Source organism: Streptomyces sp. NPDC059582, from assembly GCF_042735715.1.
Taxonomy (GTDB): Bacteria; Actinomycetota; Actinomycetes; order Streptomycetales; family Streptomycetaceae; genus Streptomyces.
This window is the reverse complement of the sequence record NZ_JBHWCC010000011.1, coordinates 40,504-59,984: the sequence shown is the minus strand read 5'-3', so window position 1 is coordinate 59,984 and position 19,481 is coordinate 40,504. Positions and strand designations below refer to the sequence as shown.

Sequence of the window (19,481 nt, the reverse complement as noted above, 5' to 3'; positions counted from 1 at the left end):
CGCTACGGCCGCTGCCCGGCCCTGCTCACGACCGCGCGCCGCAGAACGACGGTCGCGTCGCCGATCGAGCCCTTCTTGTGCTCGCCCCGGTCCTCGGTGTACACGAAGCGCGTGCCGAGGAACCGGTACGTCTCCTGGTCGAAGATCCACTCTTCCCGCCCGGACAGGCCCGGCTCCTGGTGGGCGAGCGCCACACCGGGCCGCCCGGCGGCGTCGACGGCGTGCCGGACAACGGTCACGCCGGGGATCCTGGCCACGGCCCGGTAGAGCGCGGCGCTCTGCTTCGGCGGCAGCAGTCCGCTCCCGATCAGCTCGCTCGCCCGCATGAACGGCGTCGGCTCGACGAGGACGCGTCCGTGCCGCAGCAGCGAGGTCGACTTCGTCAGCCAGGCGTACATCCCGTCGGCGCCGGTGGGCAGCGAGGCCGGGTCCCAGAGCTTGACGTACTCGTAGTCGGACTTGCCCGCGGCCTGTGTCGAGGGGGCGATCGACTCCTCCCGACCCGCTGTTCTGATCAGGCCCGGACGGGCGCCGTCCACGGCGTCCCATTCCTCCACCCGGTGGGGCGACTGGACCCCCTCCGCACCCTTGCCGTTCACGGCCGCCTCGGTACCGGTGTTCGACACCTCCTTGTCGACGTACCGGTACTGGTCGTCGCGCGCGTCGCCGAACCCGTCGCCCTCGCGCTCGGCCGCCGTCGCCGCGCTCTCCAGGAGGGCTCCCGCACCGACGGACCGGGGGGCGCCCGGACCGCTGCCGCCGGAGGGCGCGACGAGCGTGAAGGTGACGGCGGAAACGGCCGCGACCGCCCCCGCGACCAGGACGGGCCGCAGCCAGGCCCTGCGTGCTCGGGGGCTGTCCTCGAAGCCGAGGGTCTCGGTCATCAGATGCTCCTTGAGAAGTCGGTGACGGCCCGGCGGAAGGTCCCGCTCCGGTAGCTCGGTCATGAGTTCCCCTCCCTCAGGGCCCCGACCGCGGTGGTGCGGTCACCTCTCATCTGTCCGCGCGCTTGCGGTGGTTCCATATGTTCTGCGAGCTTCGTCCGCGCCCGCGAGAGCCGCGACCGCACCGTCCCCACGGGCACCCCGAGCGCCTCCGCGGCGGCCCGGTAGTCCAGCCCGGACCACACGCACAGCGCCAGCACCTCACGCTCGGTCCGCCGCAGCCGCCCCAGCGCGGTGCGTACGAGGGCCAGCTGCGTGGCGTCGTCGATGCGGCCGGCCACCTCGTCGGCGAAGTCCCCCGCGGCCTCCTCGCGCGGGATGCGGGCCACGGCAGCCGCGTGCCTCCGGGCGGCGCGGCGGGTGTTGCGGGTGACGTTGGTGGCGATGCCCAGCAGCCAGGGGCGCAGGGAGCCGCCGACCTCGTCGAGCCGCTCCCGCAGCCGCCAGGCGTCCAGGAAGGTCAGCGAGACGACGTCCTCGGCGACCGTCCACTCACCCGTGAGCCGGAAGGCATGGTTGTAGACGGAGCGCGCGTACGCGTCGAAGAGTTCGCCGAAGGCATCGTGGTCCCCCGCGCGGACGCGTCTTCGCAGATTCGTATCCACGCCCCTCAACCTGTCCGCACGACAAAGGCCGGTTCCTGTGACCTGAGCCACAGCAACCGGCCTCGGGGGTACGGGACTCAGACGCCCGCGTACGAGTGCTTGCCGGAGACGAAGATGTTCACGCCGTAGTAGTTGAACAGCCAGCAGGCGAACGCGATCAGCGCGATGTACGCGGCCTTGCGGCCCTTCCAGCCGGCCGTGGCCCGCGCGTGCAGGTAGCAGGCGTAGGCGACCCAGGTGATGAACGCCCACGTCTCCTTGGGGTCCCAGCCCCAGTAGCGGCCCCACGCGTCGCCCGCCCAGATCGCGCCCGCGATGATCGTGAACGTCCACAGCGGGAAGACGGCCGCGTTGACGCGGTAGGAGAACTTGTCCAGGGACGCCGAGGCGGGCAGCCGCTCCAGGAACGAGGTCGCGAAGCGGCCGGGCCTGCCGCCGTTCGCGAGCTTGTTCTCGTAGGAGTCCTTGAAGAGGTAGAGGAGCGTGCCGACCGCGCCGACGTAGAAGACCGCACCGCACAGGATCGCGGTCGACACGTGGATGTAGAGCCAGTACGAGTGCAGGGCGGGAACCAACTGGTCACTGGCGGTGTACAAGACAGTGACGGCGACGCCGAGATCGAGGAGGACCGTGGTGATCAGGAACAGGCCGAGCCAGCGGACGTTCTTCTTCAGCGCGAGCAGCGCGAGGTACACACCGACGGCGACGGTGGAGAACGTGATGTTGAACTCGTACATGTTGCCCCACGGCGCCCGCTGCACCGAGGCCGCGCGGGCGACCACACCGCCCACCGCGACGACGAAGGCGAGCGCGGTGAGCGAGATGGCGATACGCCCGTAGAGATCGCCCTGCTCGTCACCGCCGTGCGCGCCCGGCCCGTCCGGCACGTCGCGCGAGCCGGTCGCGGCCCGCACCACGACCTTCGGCCGCTCCAGTACGGCGGTGCCGCCCGCGTTCTGCACGGTGACCGCCGGAGCCTTCCTCGCCTGCGGCGTGGAGGTGAGCGCGGCGGCGGTGCGGCCGACCTTGCTGCGGCTGCCGAAGAGCCATTCGGCGATGTACGCGAAGAAGGCCAGGGTGTAGACGGCCATCGCGGAGTAGATCAGCGTGTTGCTGACGTTCGCGAGGTGTTCGTTGGTCGCGACGGCGAGATCGGTCACGCCGGCGAGATCGTTCGCGGTGGCGAGAGTCACTTCTTCTCAGCCCCTTCGGGGGGTACGACTTGGGGGTCGGGGGATGCGGACGGGTCGTCGTCGGGGTCGGGAGCCCCGGGGGCCTGGTCGTACAGGATCCCGGCGAGGTCGCCGAGCTCCTCGGGTACCTTGGCGGACTCGCTGCGGCCGAGCCCGGCCATCTCGACGACGGTCACGCCGTCCGCGCCCTTCACCGCCCGTACCCATACCCGGCGGCGCTGGATGAACAGGGAGCCGGCGAGACCGAAGATCGCGGCGACGGCGCCGACGAGCGCCCATGTGCTGCCGGGCTGCTGTGTGACCTGGAAGTTCGCCCACTGCTTGGTGCCCTCGTAGGTGATCGAGCCGGCACCGTTCGGCAGGGTCATCGTCTGCCCGGGCTTCAGGTTCTTGCGCAGCTGCGCGCCCTCGGCGTCCTCGAAGAACTTCATGTGCTTCTTGTCGAGCTGGTACACGCTCTGCGGGATGCCCGCGTTGACCCCGAGGTCGCCGTGGTACGCCTCCAGGTTCAGCACCGGGTTCAGCATCGCCGGGAACTGAGACGCCACCGCGCTGCCCCCGCCGTAGGTCGGCAGGAAGAAGGCCTGGAAACCGAGCTGTTCGGAGACGCCCTGGGGGTTCTTGTAGCCGTCCATGACCTTGACCACGCCGGAGGAGGTGACGTTGGAGTCCAGCGGCAGCAGCGGTACGGCGTTGTGGAAGACGACGTCGCCCTTGCCGTCCTTGACGGTCACGACGGGGGCGTAGCCGTGGGCGGTGAGATAGACCTTCGAGTCGCCGATCGCCAGCGGCTCGTTCACCTTGACGGTGGTCTTCTTCTCATTGCCGTAGGCGCCCTCGCTGTAGGTGATGGCCGCCTGGTAGGTGCGCGGAGTGCCCCGGTTGGGGCCGGTGAGCTCGTAGGTGCCGGTGAACTTGTCCAGGACGAAGCTGAAGGGCACCAGGTCGTCGGAGCCGAAGAGGTTGCCGGACTTGAAGTCGTCGTAGGAGATCAGCGTGTTCGAGAAACCGTCGCCCTCGACGACCAGCTTGTTGCCCTCGGACTTGAACAGCTGGCCCCAGGCGAAGGCGGACAGCATCACGATCAGCGCGATGTGGAAGGCGAGGTTGCCGACCTCTCGCAGATAGCCCTTCTCCGCGGCGACCGCGTCCCCGGCCGGGTGGGCGCGGAAGCGGCGCTGCTTCAGCAGCGCGAGCGCGGCCTCGCGGACCCGCTCCGGCTCGGCCTCGGTGCGCCAGGTCGTGTACGCGGGCAGCCGGGTCAGCCGCCGGGGCGCGCCCGGCGGCCGGCTGCGCAGCTGGCCGACGAACTGCCAGGTGCGGGGCACGATGCAGCCGATGAGGGAGACGAACAGCAGGATGTAGATCGCGGAGAACCACACCGAGCTGTAGACGTGGAAGAGCCCGAGCTTGTCGTAGACGGCCGCGAGGTTCTCGTGGGCGGCCCGGAAGTCGGCGACCTTCGTCGCGTCGGTCCCGGACTGCGGGATCAGCGAGCCGGGGATCGCGCCGAGTGCCAGCAGCAGGAGCAGCAGCAGCGCGACCCGCATGGAGGTGAGCTGCCGCCAGAACCAGCGGACCCAGCCGATGACACCCATGCCGGGCAGGTTGGCCGACGACTCCTGGGGTGCGGTGGACAGCTGGGAGCCGGCGGCGCCGAGGTCCTGGTCGTCCGGGACGGCCGGGGTCTCACCCGTCGGCGTGCCGGTTGTCGTCTCGCTCATCGCTCAGATCCCCACAGTGAAGCCGTTGGACCAGGTCTGCATGTCCTGCACGATGCGGTCCCAGGCACCGGTCAGCAGCAGCACACCGGTCACGATCATCATGGTGCCGCCGATGCGCATCACCCACGCGTAGTGGCGCTTGACCCAGCCGAAGGCGCCGAGCGCCTTGCGGAAGGCGACCGCGGCGAGCACGAAGGGCACGCCGAGGCCGAGGCAGTAGGCGACGGTCAGTATGGCACCGCGGCCCGCGCTCGACTGCTGGGAGGACAGCGCCAGCACGGAGGCGAGGGTCGGGCCGATGCAGGGCGTCCAGCCGATGCCGAACAGCGCGCCGAGCAGGGGGGCGCCGAACAGCCCGGCGACGGGTCGCCGGTGGAAGCGGAACTCCCGCTGGGTGAGCCAGGGCATCAGGCCCATGAAGAAGACGCCCATGAGGATCATGAGCAGGCCGAGCACCTTGGACAGGACGCCCCGGTGGCCCTGGAGCGTGTCGCCGAAGTAGCCGAACAGCGCTCCGCTGGAGACGAACACGGCGGTGAAGCCGAGCACGAAGAGGGAGGCGCCCGCGACCATCCGGCCGCGCCTGGCCTCGGCCAGGTCGGTGCCGGTGACCCCGGTGACATAGGACAGATAGCCGGGGACCAGCGGCAGGACGCACGGCGAGAAGAAGGAGACGAGACCGCCGAGCAGGGCGATGGGCAGGGCGACGAGCAGGGCGCCGTTGAGCACCGTCTGGTTCGGGTCCGTCGCCGCGGCGAGCAGGGACACTCCGGTCACGTCACTTCTCCGCGAGGACCGGGGAGATCATCTTGCGCAGCTTCTCCTCGCTGAGCGCGGACAGCGAGCGGGCGGCGATCCTGCCGTCCCGGTCGAGGACCAGCGTGGAGGGGATCGCCTGCGGGTTGAGGGTGCCTCTGCCGAAGCGGAGCATCAGCTTGCCCGTCGGGTCGTACAGACTCTGGTAGCCGACGCCGTACTGCTTCTCGAAGGCGCGCGCGGGACTGGTGCTGGTGTCGCGGGTGTTGATGCCGACGAACTGCACGCCCTGGCTCTTGAGGTCCTGGGAGACCTTCTCGAAGTCGGGTGCCTCGGCCCGGCACGGCGGGCACCAGGAGCCCCACACGTTCAGGACGACGACCTTGCCCTTGAAGTCGGCGACGTCGAGCCGCTTGCCGTCGACGGTCTCGCCGGACAGGTCGGGTGCGGCGGCCCGCTCCCCCTTGTCGGCGGTCGCGATGCCGTCCTTGCCCATGACGAAGTTGGTGTTGCCGCCTCCCCCGGAGGTACCCCCGGAGCTACAGGCGGACAGCACCAGCGCGGCGACGGCGGCACCGGCGATGGTCAGGGGGGCGCGGCTGGCGGCACTCATGTGAAAAGTTTCGCATGCCCGTTCTGGGGATCTTGCGCACCCCCCTTGCGGGCGGAAACCCGCATTTCAGGCGGGGCTTGGGACGGAGCTCCGGACGACGCCTCGGACGCCGCTTCAGGAGGTCGCGGAACCGGCCGTGGACTCTGTCGCGGAACCGGACGGGGATCCGGACGGGGAACCAGCCGTGGACCCTGCCGTGGACCCGGCCGCGGAAGTGTCCTTCAGGAACTCCTGCCAGCCGCCGGCCGGCTTCTGGCCGACATCCAGCGTGCGCAGCTTGGTGAGCACCTCGGGCCGCTGCACGTCCAGCCAGTCCGCGAACTGCCGGAAGGAGACCAGCCGTACGTCGGCGCCCTTCTCCTTCTCCCGCGCGATGTGCTTGAAGGCCTCTTCCACGGCGTCCATGTAGATGCCGCCGTTCCAGTGCTCGAAGTGGTTGCCTATGAAGAAGGGTGCGCGATTCGTCTCGTACGACCGCTGGAAGCCGGATATGTACGCTTGCGCGGCCTGTTGCCGCCAGCCCGGGTAGTTGTAGGCGGGCGCGTTGGTGGAGTTGACCGACTGGTTCGCGAGGATGTTGTAGTCCATCGAGAGGACCTCGAAGGAATGGCCGGGGAACGGCATCTGCTGCAACGGCAGGTCCCACAGCCCCTGTCGCTTCCCGGGCCAGACCTGCCGGCCGCCGGGCGAGGAGGCGTCGTAGCGCCAGCCGAGCTCACGGGCGGCGGGCAGCAGGTTGTCCTGGCCGAGGAGGCAGGGCGTACGGCCGCCGACGAGCTCCTTGTCGTAGTCGAAGGGCAGCGACGGCAGATCGGTCCACCCGGAGTTGGTCCGCCACTCCTTCACGAACGACTTGGCCTGCGCGATCTCGCTCTTCCACTGCTGCGGGGTCCAGTTGCCGACCGTGCCGTAGCCGCCACAGAAGTGGCCGTTGAAGTGGGTGCCGATCTCGTGGCCCTCCAGCCAGGCGCGGCGGACGTTGGTGAGCGTCGCCTTGACGTGGTCGTCGGTGAGGTAGCCGATGTCGGAGGCGCCGCGCGGGTTGTTCGGCGGGTCGTAGAGCCGCTTCTTCGACTCGGGCAGCAGATACAGCCCGGAGAGGAAGAAGGTCATGCTCGCGCCGTGGTCCTTGGCGAGGTCCAGGAAGCGTGGGAAGAGTCCGTTGCCGACCTCGCCGGCGCCGTCCCAGGAGAAGACGACGAACTGCGGCGGCTGCTGGCCGGGCTCCAGCGGCTCGGGCTTGGCGGGCTGGTGCGGCTGCCTGCCGGTGAAGGAGGTCGAGCCGTCACCGAGGGGCCGCGCGGTGGCGGTCGGCTTGGCGCTGGGGGTTCGGGAACCGCCCGTGGAGGTCGGCCCGTCCGATGACGGGCGCGTGCCGGGGTGGGTGCCGCACCCCGCGAGTCCGGCGGCGGCCGCAGCGCCTGCGCCGAGACCGAGTGCTCCCCTGCGGGTGAGAGTGCGCATGGCATCCCCGTTCGTCGCGTTCTCTGGTGTCACCCATTCAGAGGACGCGACGGACGGAGAGGTTCCCAGCGATCACATGAGTCTGGCAACAATTGTTACGAACGTGTCATCGACCTACGCTCCGAAGGCCTTGCCCTGACCCTTCACCGGCTTGGCGCCGGCGAGCAGGTGGGCCGGGACGAGATCACGGGCCGGCTCGGTGTAGCCGACGGACACGATCTTGTCGCCCTGATACGTGAAGGTCGTCAGCGAGGCGAGCGTGCACTGCCGCTTGCGCGGGTCGTGCCACAGCCGGCGCCGTTCCACGTAGGACCGCACGATCCAGATCGGCAGCTGATGGCTGACGAGTACCGCCTCGTGCCCACGGGCCGCGTCCTTGGCGGCGTCCAGCGCCCCCATCATCCGCACGACCTGGTCGACGTACGGCTCGCCCCACGACGGCTTGAACGGGTTGACGAGGTGCTTCCAGTTGTCGGGGTTGCGCAGCGCGCCGTCCCCGACGCCGAAGGTCTTGCCCTGGAAGACGTTGTCGGCCTCGATCAGCCGCCCGTCGGTGGCGAGGTCCAGGCCGTGCGCCTTGGCGATCGGCGTCGCCGTCTCCTGCGCCCGCTCCAGCGGGGAGGCGACGACGTACGTGACGTCGCGGGAGGCGAGGTGCTCGGCGACCCGGTCGGCCATCTGCCGCCCGAGCTCGGACAGGTGGTACCCGGGCAGCCGCCCGTAGAGGATCCCGTCCGGGTTCTCGACCTCGCCGTGCCGCATGAGGTGGACGACGGTGAGGTCGGCGTTGTTCTCGCCGCTGCCGCCGGTGTTGCCGTCGTTGCCGATGATGACGTTGCTCATGCCGCCGTGGCCTCCGCCGCCGCTCGGGCCGCCGCCGGAAGGGCGTCGGCGATGCGCTGCACCGCACGCTCGTCGTGGGCCGTGGAGACGAACCAGGACTCGAAGGACGAGGGCGGCAGGTAGACGCCGTTCGCCAGCAGCGCGTGGAAGAAGGCGGTGAAGCGGAAGGACTCCTGCGCCTTCGCCTCCTCATAGGTGCGGACCGGACGGTCCGTGAAGAAGACGGAGAACATGTTGGAGGCGCTCTGCAGGGTGTGCGCGACGCTTTCCTTGCTGAGGGCCTCGGAGACGAGCGTCTGGATCTGCCGCGATACGGCGTCGATCTTGTCGTAAGCGGCGTCGTCGAGCAGGCGCAGCTGGGCGAGTCCGGCGGCGGTGGCCACCGGGTTCCCGGAGAGGGTGCCGGCCTGGTAGACGGGCCCGGCGGGCGCGAGGTGCTCCATGATGTCGGCGCGGCCTCCGAAGGCGGCGGCCGGGAACCCGCCTCCCATGACCTTCCCGAAGGTCATGAGGTCGGGCGCCACCCCGTCGATGCCGTACCAGCCGCTCCTGCTGGTCCGGAAGCCGGTCATGACCTCGTCGGAGATGAACAGGGCGCCGTTCTGGGCGCAGGCGGCCTTGAGCCCCTGGTTGAACCCGGGCAGCGGCGGCACGACGCCCATGTTGCCGGGCGAGGCCTCGGTGATGACGCAGGCGATCTCGCCGGGATGGGCGTGGAAGGCCTCGTGCACGGCCTCGAGGTCGTTGTAGGGCAGGACGATCGTGTCGCCGGCCTGGGCGCCGGTGACGCCGGGGGTGTCGGGCAGGGCGAAGGTGGCCACACCGCTGCCGGCCGAGGCCAGCAGGGAGTCGACGTGCCCGTGGTAGCACCCGGCGAACTTGATCACCTTGGCCCGCCGGGTGAAGCCACGCGCGAGCCGGATGGCGGACATGGTGGCCTCGGTCCCGCTGGACACGAGCCGCACCTGCTGCACGGGCTCGACCCGCGCGACGATCTCCTCGGCGAGCGCGACCTCGCCCTCACCGGGAGTGCCGAAGGACGTACCGCGCGAGACGGCGTCCTGCACCGCCGCGATGACCTCGGGGTGGGAATGCCCGAGGATCATCGGACCCCAGGAACAGACGAGATCGACGTATTCACGTCCATCCGCGTCGGTCAGATACGGACCGGTGCCGGACACCATGAACCGGGGCGTACCACCCACGGCGCGGAAGGCGCGGACCGGGGAGTTCACCCCGCCCGGTGTGACGACGGACGCACGGTCGAACAGGGCCTGCGAAACAGGCGCTTCGTAGGGATAGGGCGCTCCTGAAAAGGGCGATTCGCTCATGACCTGCGACTTCTCCGACCTTCTCCGACTTGCTCGGACTCCGCTTGCTGGGTGACCTCCTCAGGGTAGGCCAGGGGCGGGAAACGGCAGGGAGCAGCACGGCGCCCCCGCCCAGGGGCCGCCCGCGAGCGGGGCCGGACCCCCGCAAACCGGTGGCCCCTCCGCCGCCATCTGCGAAACTGGCACCTGATACACACAGCTATACGGGCCCGTACGACCCCGGGAATACAAAGGCTTGCCCAGAGGCTTGCTCTCAGGCCTCCCAGGGCCTCCCCGGGGCTGCGAAGATCCTGCGGACAGGTGTTTCAGCGCACGTTTCGGCGGGCGGCCGTGGGGGAGGTCACTGACACGATGATCGGGTTGCGCGGCGGGGGCCACGCGTCCTAGAAAAGCAGTCGGGTGGAGATATGCATCGCGGTGGCGGACTGGGCGAGGGGACTGACGACCTGGGTCCTCGACGTGCCCGGCGGGGAAGGCACCGGCGCGACGTGGAGGAATCGGCGGAAGCACATCAGGCTTATGGTGTACCGAGGGAGTCCGACCGGCTCGACCAGGAGGTCGACCGACTCCGGGCGGGGAGCAGGAATGGTGGTCGGGTGGGGGTGACGTACAAATACTTCGGCGCGCCGGACGGCGCGACCGCGGCCCGTGTCCCGATCTCGATGCGCCCCGAGGAACTCGGCGGCGACGAACTCGGCATGAACGGCATGTTCACCAAGATCAAGCCGGAGACCATGGCGGCCATGGTCCTGACCGGCATCGAGGGCGTCCCCCTCAACCGGGTCCCGCCCCTGGAACTGGTCGTCCTGCACCCCGACTACGCGGTCGTGAAGCTCCCGATGACGGTGGTCGACCCGCTGCGCGACATCGGCGAGGAAGCGGTGGGCGCGGCGGCCTTCATCTGGTCGACGGTCCCGGACCGCGGCGGCCCGCGGGACGCGTTCAACGTGTACCAGTTGCTGCACGAATGGCAGGACTTCAGCCATCGACTGCATGAGGCGGGGCATCAGCCGTACTGCCTGGTGTGGCCCTGACCCTGGAGTGTCTCCGGTAGCGGGCGGGGTCTACGGGCCTCGCCCCTGAAGCGCGAGCTCATCAGCGGGATCGACCTGGTCCACGTCCCGGTCCACCTCGCCTGCGGCGCGGAGCCCGTCCAGCGGCATCCGGTGCGGCTCGGACCACACTCGGGCCACCGGCCGGAACGAACTGCCGCCGATCAAGCCACCGTCCCGTCGTGCTGTCGGCGCACCATCTCGTTGATCCAGACGGGCGCGAACGGAGACGTGCAGCCGGGAGACGTCGGGTAGTCCTTGAGTACCTCCAGGCGCTCACCGATGCCGATCGCACGGGTGCGGTGCTCGGCGTGCTCGATCCCGATCTGAGCCAGGCAGTGGTTCATCGCCCACTGCAACCGGTCCGGGGCGTCCCTCATCTCCGCCTCGATGACGTCGAGCAGTCCCGCGAGGTCGAGATCCTCGGGCTTCTTCGCCACGCGTTCGGTGGTCAGCGCCCAGCCGGCACTCGCCACCGCCGGATCCGGATCGGCGATCCAGGCCAGACGCAGCTCTTCGGAGTGCGGGTTCTTCTTCACCACGTAGTTCACGAGCCAGTCGTGCACCTTGGGGGCGCGCGCCTCGCGCACCATGGAGTCCAGCTCGTCCCGCTCGAACGCCTTCGGACGGCAGACCAGGATCGCCAGCAGTCGCGCCGCGGTGTCATCCGTCTCCCAGAGCCGGCACGCGAGTTCCTGCTGCGTCTTCAGCCGCTTCGCGAGCGCACGCAGTTTGCCGAGGTGCACACCGTGATCGTCACCGTGCCTCTCGTTCACCGCCCGCGCCTTCGGATCCTCGAGCCCGGCCAGCTCGGCCAGCACCTCGGCCGGCGTCATGTCAGCCACCTCAGTCTCCTGTCCCTCACACGCGGTGCCAGCGTACGACGGGGTCGGCCGCCGGTCGTAACGCCGATCCAACCCGGGTCAGGAGAAGGATCGGCGGCTGGTCGAGCCGATCAAGGTCCGGCCCTGCCGAGGCCGAAACAGTCGCTCCGCAAAGAGCGGCGGTGTGAACATGGTCTTCATGGCCGAACCCGCCAGAAGAGGCGACCTGTTCCCCGGTGCCGGCAGTGCCGGCCGCTTCGCCGGTTCCGCCACCGCCGGTGAGCGGCGGCTGCTCGTCGACGTGCTGGCCGCCCAGCGGGCCACGCTGGAGCTGAAGTGCTCCGGCCTGGGGCCGGAGTTGGGGCTGCGGGCCGTGACGCCCTCCACGTTGTCGCTGCTCGGGCTCGTCCGGCATCTCGCCGATGTCGAACGGCGCTGGTTCAGGCGAGTGCTGGCCGATCAGGACGCGCCCGCGCTGTTCTCGTCTGCGGCGGAGCCCGACGGGGACTTCGACGGGGCCGTGTCCGACCCGGCGGTGGTCGCGGCCTCCTGGCAGGCCTGGCGGGACGAGGTCGCCTTCGCCGAGGGCTTCGTGAGCGCGGCGGCCGACCTCGATGTCCAGGGCCACGACGCGTGGCGCGGGCCGGTGTCGTTGCGCTGGGTGCTGATCCACCTGGTCGAGGAGTACGCCCGCCACAACGGCCACGCCGACCTCCTGCGCGAGCGGATCGACGGCGAGATCGGGGTGTGAGGCGAGGGCGTGGGGCGAAGGGCGCGCAGCCGACGTGAGGTCGGGGGGTGGGGTCGGGGGCGAGCGGTCGTCCTCGCCCCCGGCGCTCAGCCGGCCGCCGCCGTCGACGGCGCCTGGGCCGTTCCGAGCTCCGTCTCCAGGCCGTCCAGCAGTGCGCGTAGCCCGAGCTCGAAGGTCTGTTCCGGGGACGCGTTGTAGCCCGCGGCGGCCGGTGTGTCGAGGCGGGTGCGCAGGCGAGGGAAGCGGAGAGCGACCTCGCGGGCCTGGGCCATGGCTTCCTGGAGTGCCTGCTCGGCGCCGTCGGCGTCCCGGGCCAGCCGGCGGGTGAGGGACGCGGTCGCGGAGGCCGCCAGGGCGCTGCCCAGGACGTAGGTGAAGACGGCGGCCGAGGCGCGGTCGGCCTCGGGCCCGGTGAAGCCTGCCGTCTCGTAGACGGCGAGGATGCGGTCGTCGTGACGGGCCTTGCCGGGGCCGTAGATGACGTGCGAGCCCATCGCCTGCACCAGCCAGGGGTGGCGGGCGAGCATCGCGTGCAGGCCGGTGGCCATCCGGACGGCCGCCGCGCGCCAGTCCACGGCGGCGAGGTCGGGGAGCTCGATCTCGTCCCACACCTGGTCGCCGGCGAGCAGGACGAGGTTGTCCTTGTTCTTCACGTGCCAGTAGACCGCGGTCGCGGCGGAACTGAGCCGCTTGCCCAGGGCCCGCATGTTGAGGCCCTCCAGGCCCTCCTCGTCGAGCAGTTCGATCGCCGTGTCGACGATCTGTTTTTTGGTCAGTGTGTCGCGGGGCATGCGCCCACGATAGGCGCGGAACAACCACTTGTACAAAGTTCAGGCGTGCCCACCGAGAGGTCTTGTACTTGGTTCAAGTCATCCTTTGCGGTTCCCTTCGCCGCCACCGCATGCACTTAGTTCAAGTCTGGAGCCCGCCATGAACACCCTCGTCGCCGCACTCCAACTCCTCGTCGCCGCCGCCTTCCTGAGCATCCCCCTGGTCCGCCACCGCTACGGCACCACCGCGATGGCCGGCGCGCAGACCGAGCCGGCGCGGCAGGGTGTACGCACCTCCGTCCTCGCCGAGAACGGGATGCGGTTCGACGCGAGCGGACACGAGACGGCCGCGGCCGCCGGCGTCGCCGCCGTCATGGTCACGATGGCCGCGCTGAACCTCCTCGACAGCTCCTGGGTATCGACGTCGACGTGGATCTTCCAGAGCCTCGTCCTGCTGGGCGACTGCGTGATCCTGTACAGCCGGCTCACCGCCACGCGGTCCGTCCGGGCCGCCTTCGCCCGCAAGGGCGACCCCGAACTGGCCGGCGTCGACGTCCCCGCCCTCCACAAGGCGGCCGAGGACGGCTTCCCCACCTGGACCCGGACGCTCCAGAACGTCCGTGACACGGTGGTCTTCGGCGCCTCCGTGCTCGCCCTCGCCCTGCCGGCCGCCGTCTGAACGCCTCACCCGACCGTCCGCAGCACGGTCAGGACGAGAGCCCGCGCCACCCCCACCACCTCCCGGAGGGACACGTGCTCCCGCGCGCTGTGCGCCACCCGCACATCCCCCGGCCCGAACTGCAACGTCGGGATCCCGGCCGCCGCGTACAGCCGCAGATCACTGCCGTACGGCGCCCCGCGCTCCCGGGGCCGCGAGCCGCCGCCCACCTCGGCACAGGCGTCCCGCACCACCTCCCGCAGCGGATGCCCCTCCGTCAGCCGCCCACTGGCGAACTGCCCGCCCGGCCAGGTCACGGTCGCCGGATGCTCCCGCAGCCACACGTCACCGGCGCACGCCTCGGCCACGCACCGCTCCAGCTCGGCACGGGCCTGCGCGACGTCCTCGCCGAGCCGGACCCCCAGCCGCCCCTCGGCCACCAGCAGGTCGGGCACGCTGCTTGCCCAGTCGCCCGCACGCAGGGTGCCGACGGACAGGGCGTACGGGATCGGGTACTCCGCCATCAGCGGGGAGACGTCCTGGTTGCGGGCGGCCTCCAGCCGGGCCAGCGCCCGGTGCAGCGGCAGGTACGCGTCGATCGCGCTCACGCCGGCGTCCCGCGAACTGGCGTGGGCCGCCCTGCCGGGTACGGCGAGCCGGAACGTCAGCGCACCGGCGTTGGCGGTGACGACGGTGCCGTCCGTCGGCTCGGTGATGACACAGGCGTCACCGCGGTGGCCGCGGCGCAAAGTCCCGAAGGCACCGATGCCGCCGTCCTCCTCCCCGACCACGAAGTGCACGGCGACCCGGCCGCGCAGCCGCACCCCGGCCGCCCGTATCGCGGCCAGCGCGGCGAGGTGCGCGACGAGTCCGGCCTTCATGTCGCACGTCCCGCGCCCGTGCACCACGTCCCCGCTCACCCTCGGCACGAACGGGTCGCCGTCCCAGGCGGCGCGATCACCCGGCGGTACGACGTCGACGTGGCCCTGGAGTATCAGCGTCGGCCCGGCGTCCCCGTCGGCACCGCCCGTCGTGCGCCCCACCAGACCCCACGCCTCGTCGCGCGGAGCCTCCGTACCGGGGAAGTCGGGGTCCGCGAGCAGCGCGGGCAGGTCCATGGACCACAGGTCGACGTCGAGCCCCAGGTGCTCCAGACGCCGCGCCAGGTGGTGCTGGATCTCCGACTCGGCGGAGCTTCCGGTCACGCTGGGGATCGCGATCAGCTCCAGCAGCGTCCGGCCCACGGCCGCCTCGTCGATCGCCGCCAGCGCGGCCGCCTCCTCGTCGCTCGGCATCCGCCCGCCTCCGTCTTCCGGTTCGGGGAGCGACACCCACCGCCCCCGGCGCCCTCGTTCGGGCGGCGCCGCCCGCCGCCCCGAACAGATGTCTGCTCATCCCGAGCCCCCCGTACGCGGCGCGCCGTCAGCCCGTACGCGACGCGCCGTCAGCCCGTACGCGACGCGCCGTCAGGAGGGGACGAGCGGAAGGGCGTCCGAGTACGCGTTCACCGGCTTGGCGATCTCCTCGACGGTACGGGCGTCCAGCTCGGCCGGGGCGGACTTGGTGCCCAGCGTCCCACCCCGGTGCCAGGTTCCGGTGACGGACACCCAGGTGTCGGCGGGCAGCGCGGGGGTGCCGTGGATCCGCACCTTCACGGACTGGGCGTCCGCCGCGCAGCAGGTGAAGATGATGCGGGCCAGGTACCAGCCGCCCCCGTTCCGGTCGGGCGCGACGAAGCCGGTCATCTGGACGGTGCGCCCCTCGATGGCCTGCTCCCGGTCCTGCTGCACCCGGCGGGTGAAGTCGGTGAGGGTCAGCGGGACCGGCGAGGTGGCGGGCAGCGGGTCGAAGTGCCGTTGCTCCGTGACGGCCTTGGGTGCCTCGCGGGAGGCGGTGTACGCGCCGAGGGCGGGCGGGGCGAAGAACAGCAGGCTCAGCGCGGGGAGGAACAGCAGCCAGGCGACGCGGGGCACGGAGGAGTGATCATGCCCGTGCCCGTGACCACCTACGTCCCCGTCACCACCGCCCGGCCCGTCGCCCTCACCGTCACGGCCCGCACGGCTCTCATGACCCTCATGGCTCTCATGACCCTCATGGCCCTCATAACCCTCATGGCCCCCATCGCCCTCGCGGCCCGCACGCCTCTCATGGCCGTCATGGCCCTGATCTCCGTCCGCCGCCCCCTGCCACGACCACGCCTCCGCCACCCCCAGTACGAGCAGCAGCACGCCCGACGCGACCAGCATCGGGCGCATCCCCTCACGGACGTATCTGAGGCACAGGTCGGTGAAGAGCGAGGCGTGGAGCAGGCCGAGGCCGCTGAGGACGAGCAGGACGATCTGGAGAGGGCGTTTCACAGCAAAAACCCTCCGATCAGCGCGCTGGCCAGGATGGCCACGACGGTCGTGGCGGCGGAGAAGCGGACCGCGAAGGCCCGCCCGAATGTGCCCGCCTGAAGGGCGATCAGCTTCAGGTCGACCATGGGCCCGACCACCATGAAGGCCAGCCGGGCCACGGGCGAGAAGCCGGTGAGGGAGGCCGCGACGAACGCGTCCGCCTCGGAGCACACCGCGAGCAGCACGGCGAGCCCGGCGAGGAACAGCACCGACAGCCAGGGCGAGCCGGAGAACGTGTCGAGCAGCGAGCGCGGCACGGTCACGTTGAAGGTGGCCGCCGCCATGGCCCCGAGCACCAGGAAGCCGCCCGCGTGCAGGAAGTCGTGCTGGAAGCCGAGCCGGAACTCCGTCCAGCGGCTGTGCCCGGGCCGGTGACCGGTGTGCCGTACGGCCGGCTTGAGCCACTTCTCGCGGCCCAGGAAGAGCCACAGCCAGCCCATCACGGCTGCCGTGGCGAGCGAGGCGAGCAGCCGGGCCAGCACCATCGCGGGGCTGCCCGGGAAGGCGATGGCCGTGGCGGTCAGCACGACCGGGTTGACGGCGGGCGCCGACAGCAGGAACGCGAAGGCGGCGGCCGGCGGGACGCCCCGGCCGATCAGGCTGTTCGCGACCGGCACGGACGCGCACTCGCAGCCCGGCAGGACGACCCCGGCGATGCCGGCGACCGGGACGGCGAGCACGGGCCGCCGGGGCAGTACCCGGGTGAACACCCGCGCCGGCACGAAGGCGTTGATCGCGCCGGACAGGGCCGTGCCGAGCAGCAGGAAGGGCAGCGCCTGGACGGTGACGGCGAGACACACGGTCCGCCACGCCTGCACGGCCGGCGTGTCCATCCACCGGCCGGCGGCGAACAGCACCGCACCGGGCAGGACGGCGGCCCCCAGCAGCAACAACGGCCAGGAGCGGGGCCAGGGCCGGGGCCGTCCACGGGCGTGGACGTCGTCCCTCTCGTCGGTCTCCACGGAGGCCACGACGGCCGCCTCCGCCTCCTCGGCCGGTTCAACTGTCTTCTGCACGCCAGCTCCGAACGTCGGATGTCCGGACCGAAGATAACGGCCTCGACGGGCACCCATAACGGCCTGACATACCGCAAAAAACCCATAAGATCATCAAGATCTGCCCCGGTCCCCGCCGCCGGCCCCGGACCCCGCCCCCACACACGGACGCTGCCCTCCACGGACCCCGCCCCCACTCACGGGCCCTGCCCCCTCACGGGCCCTGCCCCCGATCCCGACCCGCCGCCCCTACTCCGCCACCGGCCCCCCGCCCACCGTGAAGCCGATCACCGACCCGCCCCCCTCCCGCCGGAAGGCGAACGGCGCACCCCCGTGCGCCAGGGCCACCTCCCGCACGATGGACAGGCCAAGGCCGGAGCCCGGCAGGGCGCGGGCGTCGGCGGCGCGGTAGAAGCGGTCGAAGATACGCATCAGGTCGGCGTCGGCGATGCCGGGTCCCCGGTCGAGGACCTCCACCCGGACCGTGCCCGGCCGCGCCGGGCCCGCGACGTGGATCTCGATGGGCGAGGTGCCGTCACGGTCGAACTTGGTGGCGTTCTCCACGAGGTTGGACACCGCCCGCTGGAGCAGCCCCGGCCGTCCGTGGGCCGTGGTGTCACCGCTCGCGCGCAGCACGACCTCCCGACCGGTACGGCGGCGGGCGAGGCCGAGGACGTCCTCGGCGATGTCGGCGAGGTCGACCCGCTGCGCCGGCTCGGCGTCGGACTGGCCGGCGGCGAGGTCGACGAGCTCGTTGACCAGGTCGGTCAGTTCGCGCGCCTCCTGGGTGAGGTCGGCGACCAGGTCCTCCCGGGTGGCGGGCGGGAGTTCGTCGATCCGCCGAAGCAGCGAGATGTTCGTACGGAGCGAGGTGAGCGGCGTGCGCAGCTCGTGCCCCGCGTCCTGGACCAGCCGCCGCTGATCCTCCTCCGACTGGGCGAGCCGGCCCAGCATGCGGTCGAAGGCGCGGCCGAGGCGGCCCACTTCGTCGTAGCCGGTGACCGGCACCTGCACACCGAGCCGGCGGGTGCGGGCGACGTCCTCGGCGGCCGAGGTGAGCACCACCAGCCGGCGGGTCACGCGCCGGGCCAGCCACCAGCCGAACAGCCCCGCAGCGGTGACGACGGCCGCCATCAGCGCCAGCGTGCGCTGCTGGAGCGCCCGCAGCAGATCCTCCGTGTCGCTGAACTCCTGCGCGACCTGCACCGCGCCCCGGCCGCCGCCGAGGGCGACGGTCACGATGCGGTAGACGTCGTTGCCGACGTCGACGTCCTCGTGCTGGGTGATCCGCCCGGCGGGGGCGGCCGCGGCGATCGTCCGGTCGGCCGCGGTGACCGGCAGCCCCGGGCTGCCGCTGTCGACGACCGCGCCGTCCGGGCCGAGCACCTGCACGTCCGTACGGGCGGGCCGTACGACGTCGTGGCCGGGCGCGGAGGAGGAGAAGTCGGCGGGCGTCATCCGGTGCTGGCCGACCTCGTCGCGCAGGTCCTGCACGACCTCGTCGAAGACGGTCTGCTGATCGACGCGCACGAGGCGGGCGGCGGAGCCGTACGACAGGATGCCGACGAGAACGGTGACGACCGCGGTCACCGCGGCGAACGACACCGCGAGGGTGGTGCGCAGCGAGAGCAGTCCCGGCCGGCGTCTGGTCAGCAGCCGCCGGAGGCGGCCCACTCAGTCCTCCCGCAGCACGTAACCCACGCCGCGCACCGTGTGGATCAGCTGCGGCGCGCCGGGCTCGTCGAGCTTGCGGCGCAGGTAACCGACGTAGACGGCGAGGTTCTTGGAACCGGGTCCGAAGTCGTAGCCCCAGATGCGGTCGTAGATGGTCGAGTGGTCGAGGACGATGCCCGCGTTGCGCACCAGCAGTTCCAGCAGCTCGAACTCGGTGCGGGTCAGCTCCAGCTCGCGCGCGCCGCGCCAGGCCCGTCTGGCCTGCGGGTCCATGCGCAGCCCGGCCGCAGTGACGTGCCGCTCGGACGGCACCGGACCGGCCGCCGGACCGGCCGCCGAGCCGGCCGAGGGACCCGGCACGGAGCCGGGCGCCGCGGGCGCCGCGGGTGCCGACGCCTGCGGCGAGGGCCCGGGCGGCGTCTCCTTCGGGGCGTCGGGGACGGTGGCGGACTCGTTCGCGCTGGTGCGGCGCAGCAGGGCGCGCAGCCGGGCGAAGACCTCCTCGACGTCGAACGGCTTGACGACGTAGTCGTCCGCGCCGGCGTCCAGGCCCGCGATCCGGTCGGCGGTCTCCACCAGCGCGGTCAGCATGAGGATCGGGGTGCGGTCGCCCTCGGCGCGCAGTACCCGGCAGACCTGGAGTCCGTCGATGCCGGGCATCATCACGTCGAGAACGAGCACGTCCGGCGGGTTGCGGTGGGCGTGCGCCAGCGCCTCGACGCCGTCGGCGACCGCGGTGACCTGGTAGCCCTCCAGGGCCAGGGCCCGCTCCAGAGCGTGGCGGATGGCGCGGTCGTCTTCGGCGAGGAGCACAGTCTGGGGCACGGACCCAGTCTGCCAAGGTTCCGGGATCCTACGACCTGATGATCTCGCCCGGAGCACCCTTCT

The 19,481-nt window shown here is 71.4% G+C and carries 19 protein-coding genes; 3 read left to right on the top strand and 16 right to left on the bottom strand.

The window, feature by feature from the left end:
* Positions 1-2: 2 nt before the first annotated feature.
* From ACFV0T_RS12715 to hemL, 9 genes are all read right to left on the bottom strand, one after another.
* Entirely contained in the window at positions 3-947 is a 945-nt protein-coding gene (locus ACFV0T_RS12715) for a CU044_5270 family protein (protein WP_385777503.1), read from the bottom strand.
* Positions 944-1,549 carry an RNA polymerase sigma factor gene (locus ACFV0T_RS12710; protein ID WP_385777502.1) on the bottom strand — a complete coding sequence of 202 codons (606 nt, stop codon included), beginning with the start codon at positions 1,547-1,549 and terminating at the stop codon, positions 944-946. The genes ACFV0T_RS12715 and ACFV0T_RS12710 overlap by 4 nt, the downstream gene beginning before the upstream one ends.
* 77 nt (positions 1,550-1,626) lie before the next feature.
* Positions 1,627-2,742 carry a c-type cytochrome biogenesis protein CcsB gene (ccsB, locus tag ACFV0T_RS12705; protein WP_385777500.1) on the bottom strand — a complete coding sequence of 372 codons (1,116 nt, stop codon included), beginning with the start codon at positions 2,740-2,742 and terminating at the stop codon, positions 1,627-1,629.
* Positions 2,739-4,466, bottom strand: a complete 1,728-nt coding sequence (locus ACFV0T_RS12700) for a cytochrome c biogenesis protein ResB (protein WP_385777499.1) — start codon at positions 4,464-4,466, stop codon at positions 2,739-2,741. Before ACFV0T_RS12700 ends, ccsB begins: the two co-directional genes overlap by 4 nt.
* 3 nt (positions 4,467-4,469) lie before the next feature.
* A complete protein-coding gene (locus ACFV0T_RS12695) occupies positions 4,470-5,243 on the bottom strand; it encodes a cytochrome c biogenesis CcdA family protein (protein ID WP_385777497.1) in 774 nt (257 codons plus the stop codon).
* 1 nt (position 5,244) lies between these two features.
* The gene (locus ACFV0T_RS12690) at positions 5,245-5,835 is read right to left on the bottom strand and encodes a TlpA family protein disulfide reductase (RefSeq protein ID WP_385777496.1); all 591 of its coding nucleotides are present in this window, start codon (positions 5,833-5,835) and stop codon (positions 5,245-5,247) included.
* 114 nt (positions 5,836-5,949) lie between these two features.
* The gene (locus ACFV0T_RS12685) at positions 5,950-7,299 is read right to left on the bottom strand and encodes a hypothetical protein (RefSeq protein ID WP_385777494.1); all 1,350 of its coding nucleotides are present in this window, start codon (positions 7,297-7,299) and stop codon (positions 5,950-5,952) included.
* Between the two features lie 114 nt (positions 7,300-7,413).
* Positions 7,414-8,142 carry a histidine phosphatase family protein gene (locus ACFV0T_RS12680; RefSeq protein WP_385777492.1) on the bottom strand — a complete coding sequence of 243 codons (729 nt, stop codon included), beginning with the start codon at positions 8,140-8,142 and terminating at the stop codon, positions 7,414-7,416.
* The gene (gene hemL, locus ACFV0T_RS12675) at positions 8,139-9,473 is read right to left on the bottom strand and encodes a glutamate-1-semialdehyde 2,1-aminomutase (protein WP_385777490.1); all 1,335 of its coding nucleotides are present in this window, start codon (positions 9,471-9,473) and stop codon (positions 8,139-8,141) included. The genes ACFV0T_RS12680 and hemL overlap by 4 nt, the downstream gene beginning before the upstream one ends.
* 407 nt (positions 9,474-9,880) lie before the next feature.
* On the opposite strand from hemL, the gene ACFV0T_RS12670 reads away from it, so the two are divergent.
* Positions 9,881-10,507 carry a hypothetical protein gene (locus ACFV0T_RS12670; protein ID WP_385777489.1) on the top strand — a complete coding sequence of 209 codons (627 nt, stop codon included), beginning with the start codon at positions 9,881-9,883 and terminating at the stop codon, positions 10,505-10,507.
* 182 nt (positions 10,508-10,689) lie between these two features.
* Here the strand turns inward: ACFV0T_RS12670 and ACFV0T_RS12665 are convergent, their stop codons facing one another.
* Positions 10,690-11,361, bottom strand: a complete 672-nt coding sequence (locus ACFV0T_RS12665) for a DNA alkylation repair protein (RefSeq protein ID WP_385777779.1) — start codon at positions 11,359-11,361, stop codon at positions 10,690-10,692.
* 178 nt (positions 11,362-11,539) lie between these two features.
* Here ACFV0T_RS12665 and ACFV0T_RS12660 point away from each other — a divergent pair, with 178 nt between their 5' ends.
* Entirely contained in the window at positions 11,540-12,100 is a 561-nt protein-coding gene (locus ACFV0T_RS12660) for a DinB family protein (RefSeq protein WP_385777776.1), read from the top strand.
* 86 nt (positions 12,101-12,186) lie between these two features.
* Here the strand turns inward: ACFV0T_RS12660 and ACFV0T_RS12655 are convergent, their stop codons facing one another.
* Positions 12,187-12,891: a TetR/AcrR family transcriptional regulator gene (locus ACFV0T_RS12655; RefSeq protein WP_385777487.1), complete on the bottom strand. Its 705-nt coding sequence runs from the start codon at positions 12,889-12,891 to the stop codon at positions 12,187-12,189.
* Between the two features lie 139 nt (positions 12,892-13,030).
* Here ACFV0T_RS12655 and ACFV0T_RS12650 point away from each other — a divergent pair, with 139 nt between their 5' ends.
* Entirely contained in the window at positions 13,031-13,549 is a 519-nt protein-coding gene (locus ACFV0T_RS12650; protein WP_385777485.1) for a hypothetical protein, read from the top strand.
* Positions 13,550-13,554: 5 nt separating this feature from the next.
* On the opposite strand, the gene ACFV0T_RS12645 is transcribed toward ACFV0T_RS12650, so the two are convergent.
* From ACFV0T_RS12645 to ACFV0T_RS12625, 5 genes are all read right to left on the bottom strand, one after another.
* Positions 13,555-14,823, bottom strand: a complete 1,269-nt coding sequence (locus ACFV0T_RS12645) for an ArgE/DapE family deacylase (RefSeq protein ID WP_385777483.1) — start codon at positions 14,821-14,823, stop codon at positions 13,555-13,557.
* A gap of 171 nt (positions 14,824-14,994) precedes the next feature.
* Positions 14,995-15,885, bottom strand: a complete 891-nt coding sequence (locus ACFV0T_RS12640; RefSeq protein ID WP_385777481.1) for a TIGR03943 family putative permease subunit — start codon at positions 15,883-15,885, stop codon at positions 14,995-14,997.
* On the bottom strand, positions 15,882-16,940 hold the full coding sequence (locus ACFV0T_RS12635; protein ID WP_385777478.1) for a permease: 1,059 nt from the start codon (positions 16,938-16,940) through the stop codon (positions 15,882-15,884). The genes ACFV0T_RS12640 and ACFV0T_RS12635 overlap by 4 nt, the downstream gene beginning before the upstream one ends.
* A 228-nt stretch (positions 16,941-17,168) precedes the next feature.
* Positions 17,169-18,593 (bottom strand): ATP-binding protein, encoded by a 1,425-nt coding sequence (locus tag ACFV0T_RS12630; protein ID WP_385777476.1) that lies wholly within the window; start codon positions 18,591-18,593, stop codon positions 17,169-17,171.
* Positions 18,594-19,418, bottom strand: a complete 825-nt coding sequence (locus ACFV0T_RS12625) for a response regulator transcription factor (RefSeq protein WP_385777474.1) — start codon at positions 19,416-19,418, stop codon at positions 18,594-18,596. It lies immediately after the preceding gene.
* Between the last annotated feature and the right edge of the window lie 63 nt (positions 19,419-19,481).

Bases quoted from the DNA above. Each gene is read 5' to 3' on its own strand.
- ACFV0T_RS12715 (WP_385777503.1), bottom strand. From the start codon at position 947: ATGACCGAGCTACCGGAGCGGGACCTTCCGCCGGGCCGTCACCGACTT.
- ACFV0T_RS12700 (WP_385777499.1), bottom strand. From the start codon at position 4,466: ATGAGCGAGACGACAACCGGCACGCCGACGGGTGAGACCCCGGCCGTC.
- ACFV0T_RS12690 (WP_385777496.1), bottom strand. From the start codon at position 5,835: ATGAGTGCCGCCAGCCGCGCCCCCCTGACCATCGCCGGTGCCGCCGTC.
- ACFV0T_RS12685 (WP_385777494.1), bottom strand. From the start codon at position 7,299: ATGCGCACTCTCACCCGCAGGGGAGCACTCGGTCTCGGCGCAGGCGCT.
- ACFV0T_RS12680 (WP_385777492.1), bottom strand. From the start codon at position 8,142: ATGAGCAACGTCATCATCGGCAACGACGGCAACACCGGCGGCAGCGGC.
- hemL (WP_385777490.1), bottom strand. From the start codon at position 9,473: ATGAGCGAATCGCCCTTTTCAGGAGCGCCCTATCCCTACGAAGCGCCT.
- ACFV0T_RS12670 (WP_385777489.1), top strand. From the start codon at position 9,881: ATGCATCGCGGTGGCGGACTGGGCGAGGGGACTGACGACCTGGGTCCT.
- ACFV0T_RS12665 (WP_385777779.1), bottom strand. From the start codon at position 11,361: ATGACGCCGGCCGAGGTGCTGGCCGAGCTGGCCGGGCTCGAGGATCCG.
- ACFV0T_RS12660 (WP_385777776.1), top strand. From the start codon at position 11,540: ATGGTCTTCATGGCCGAACCCGCCAGAAGAGGCGACCTGTTCCCCGGT.
- ACFV0T_RS12655 (WP_385777487.1), bottom strand. From the start codon at position 12,891: ATGCCCCGCGACACACTGACCAAAAAACAGATCGTCGACACGGCGATC.
- ACFV0T_RS12650 (WP_385777485.1), top strand. From the start codon at position 13,031: ATGAACACCCTCGTCGCCGCACTCCAACTCCTCGTCGCCGCCGCCTTC.
- ACFV0T_RS12645 (WP_385777483.1), bottom strand. From the start codon at position 14,823: ATGCCGAGCGACGAGGAGGCGGCCGCGCTGGCGGCGATCGACGAGGCG.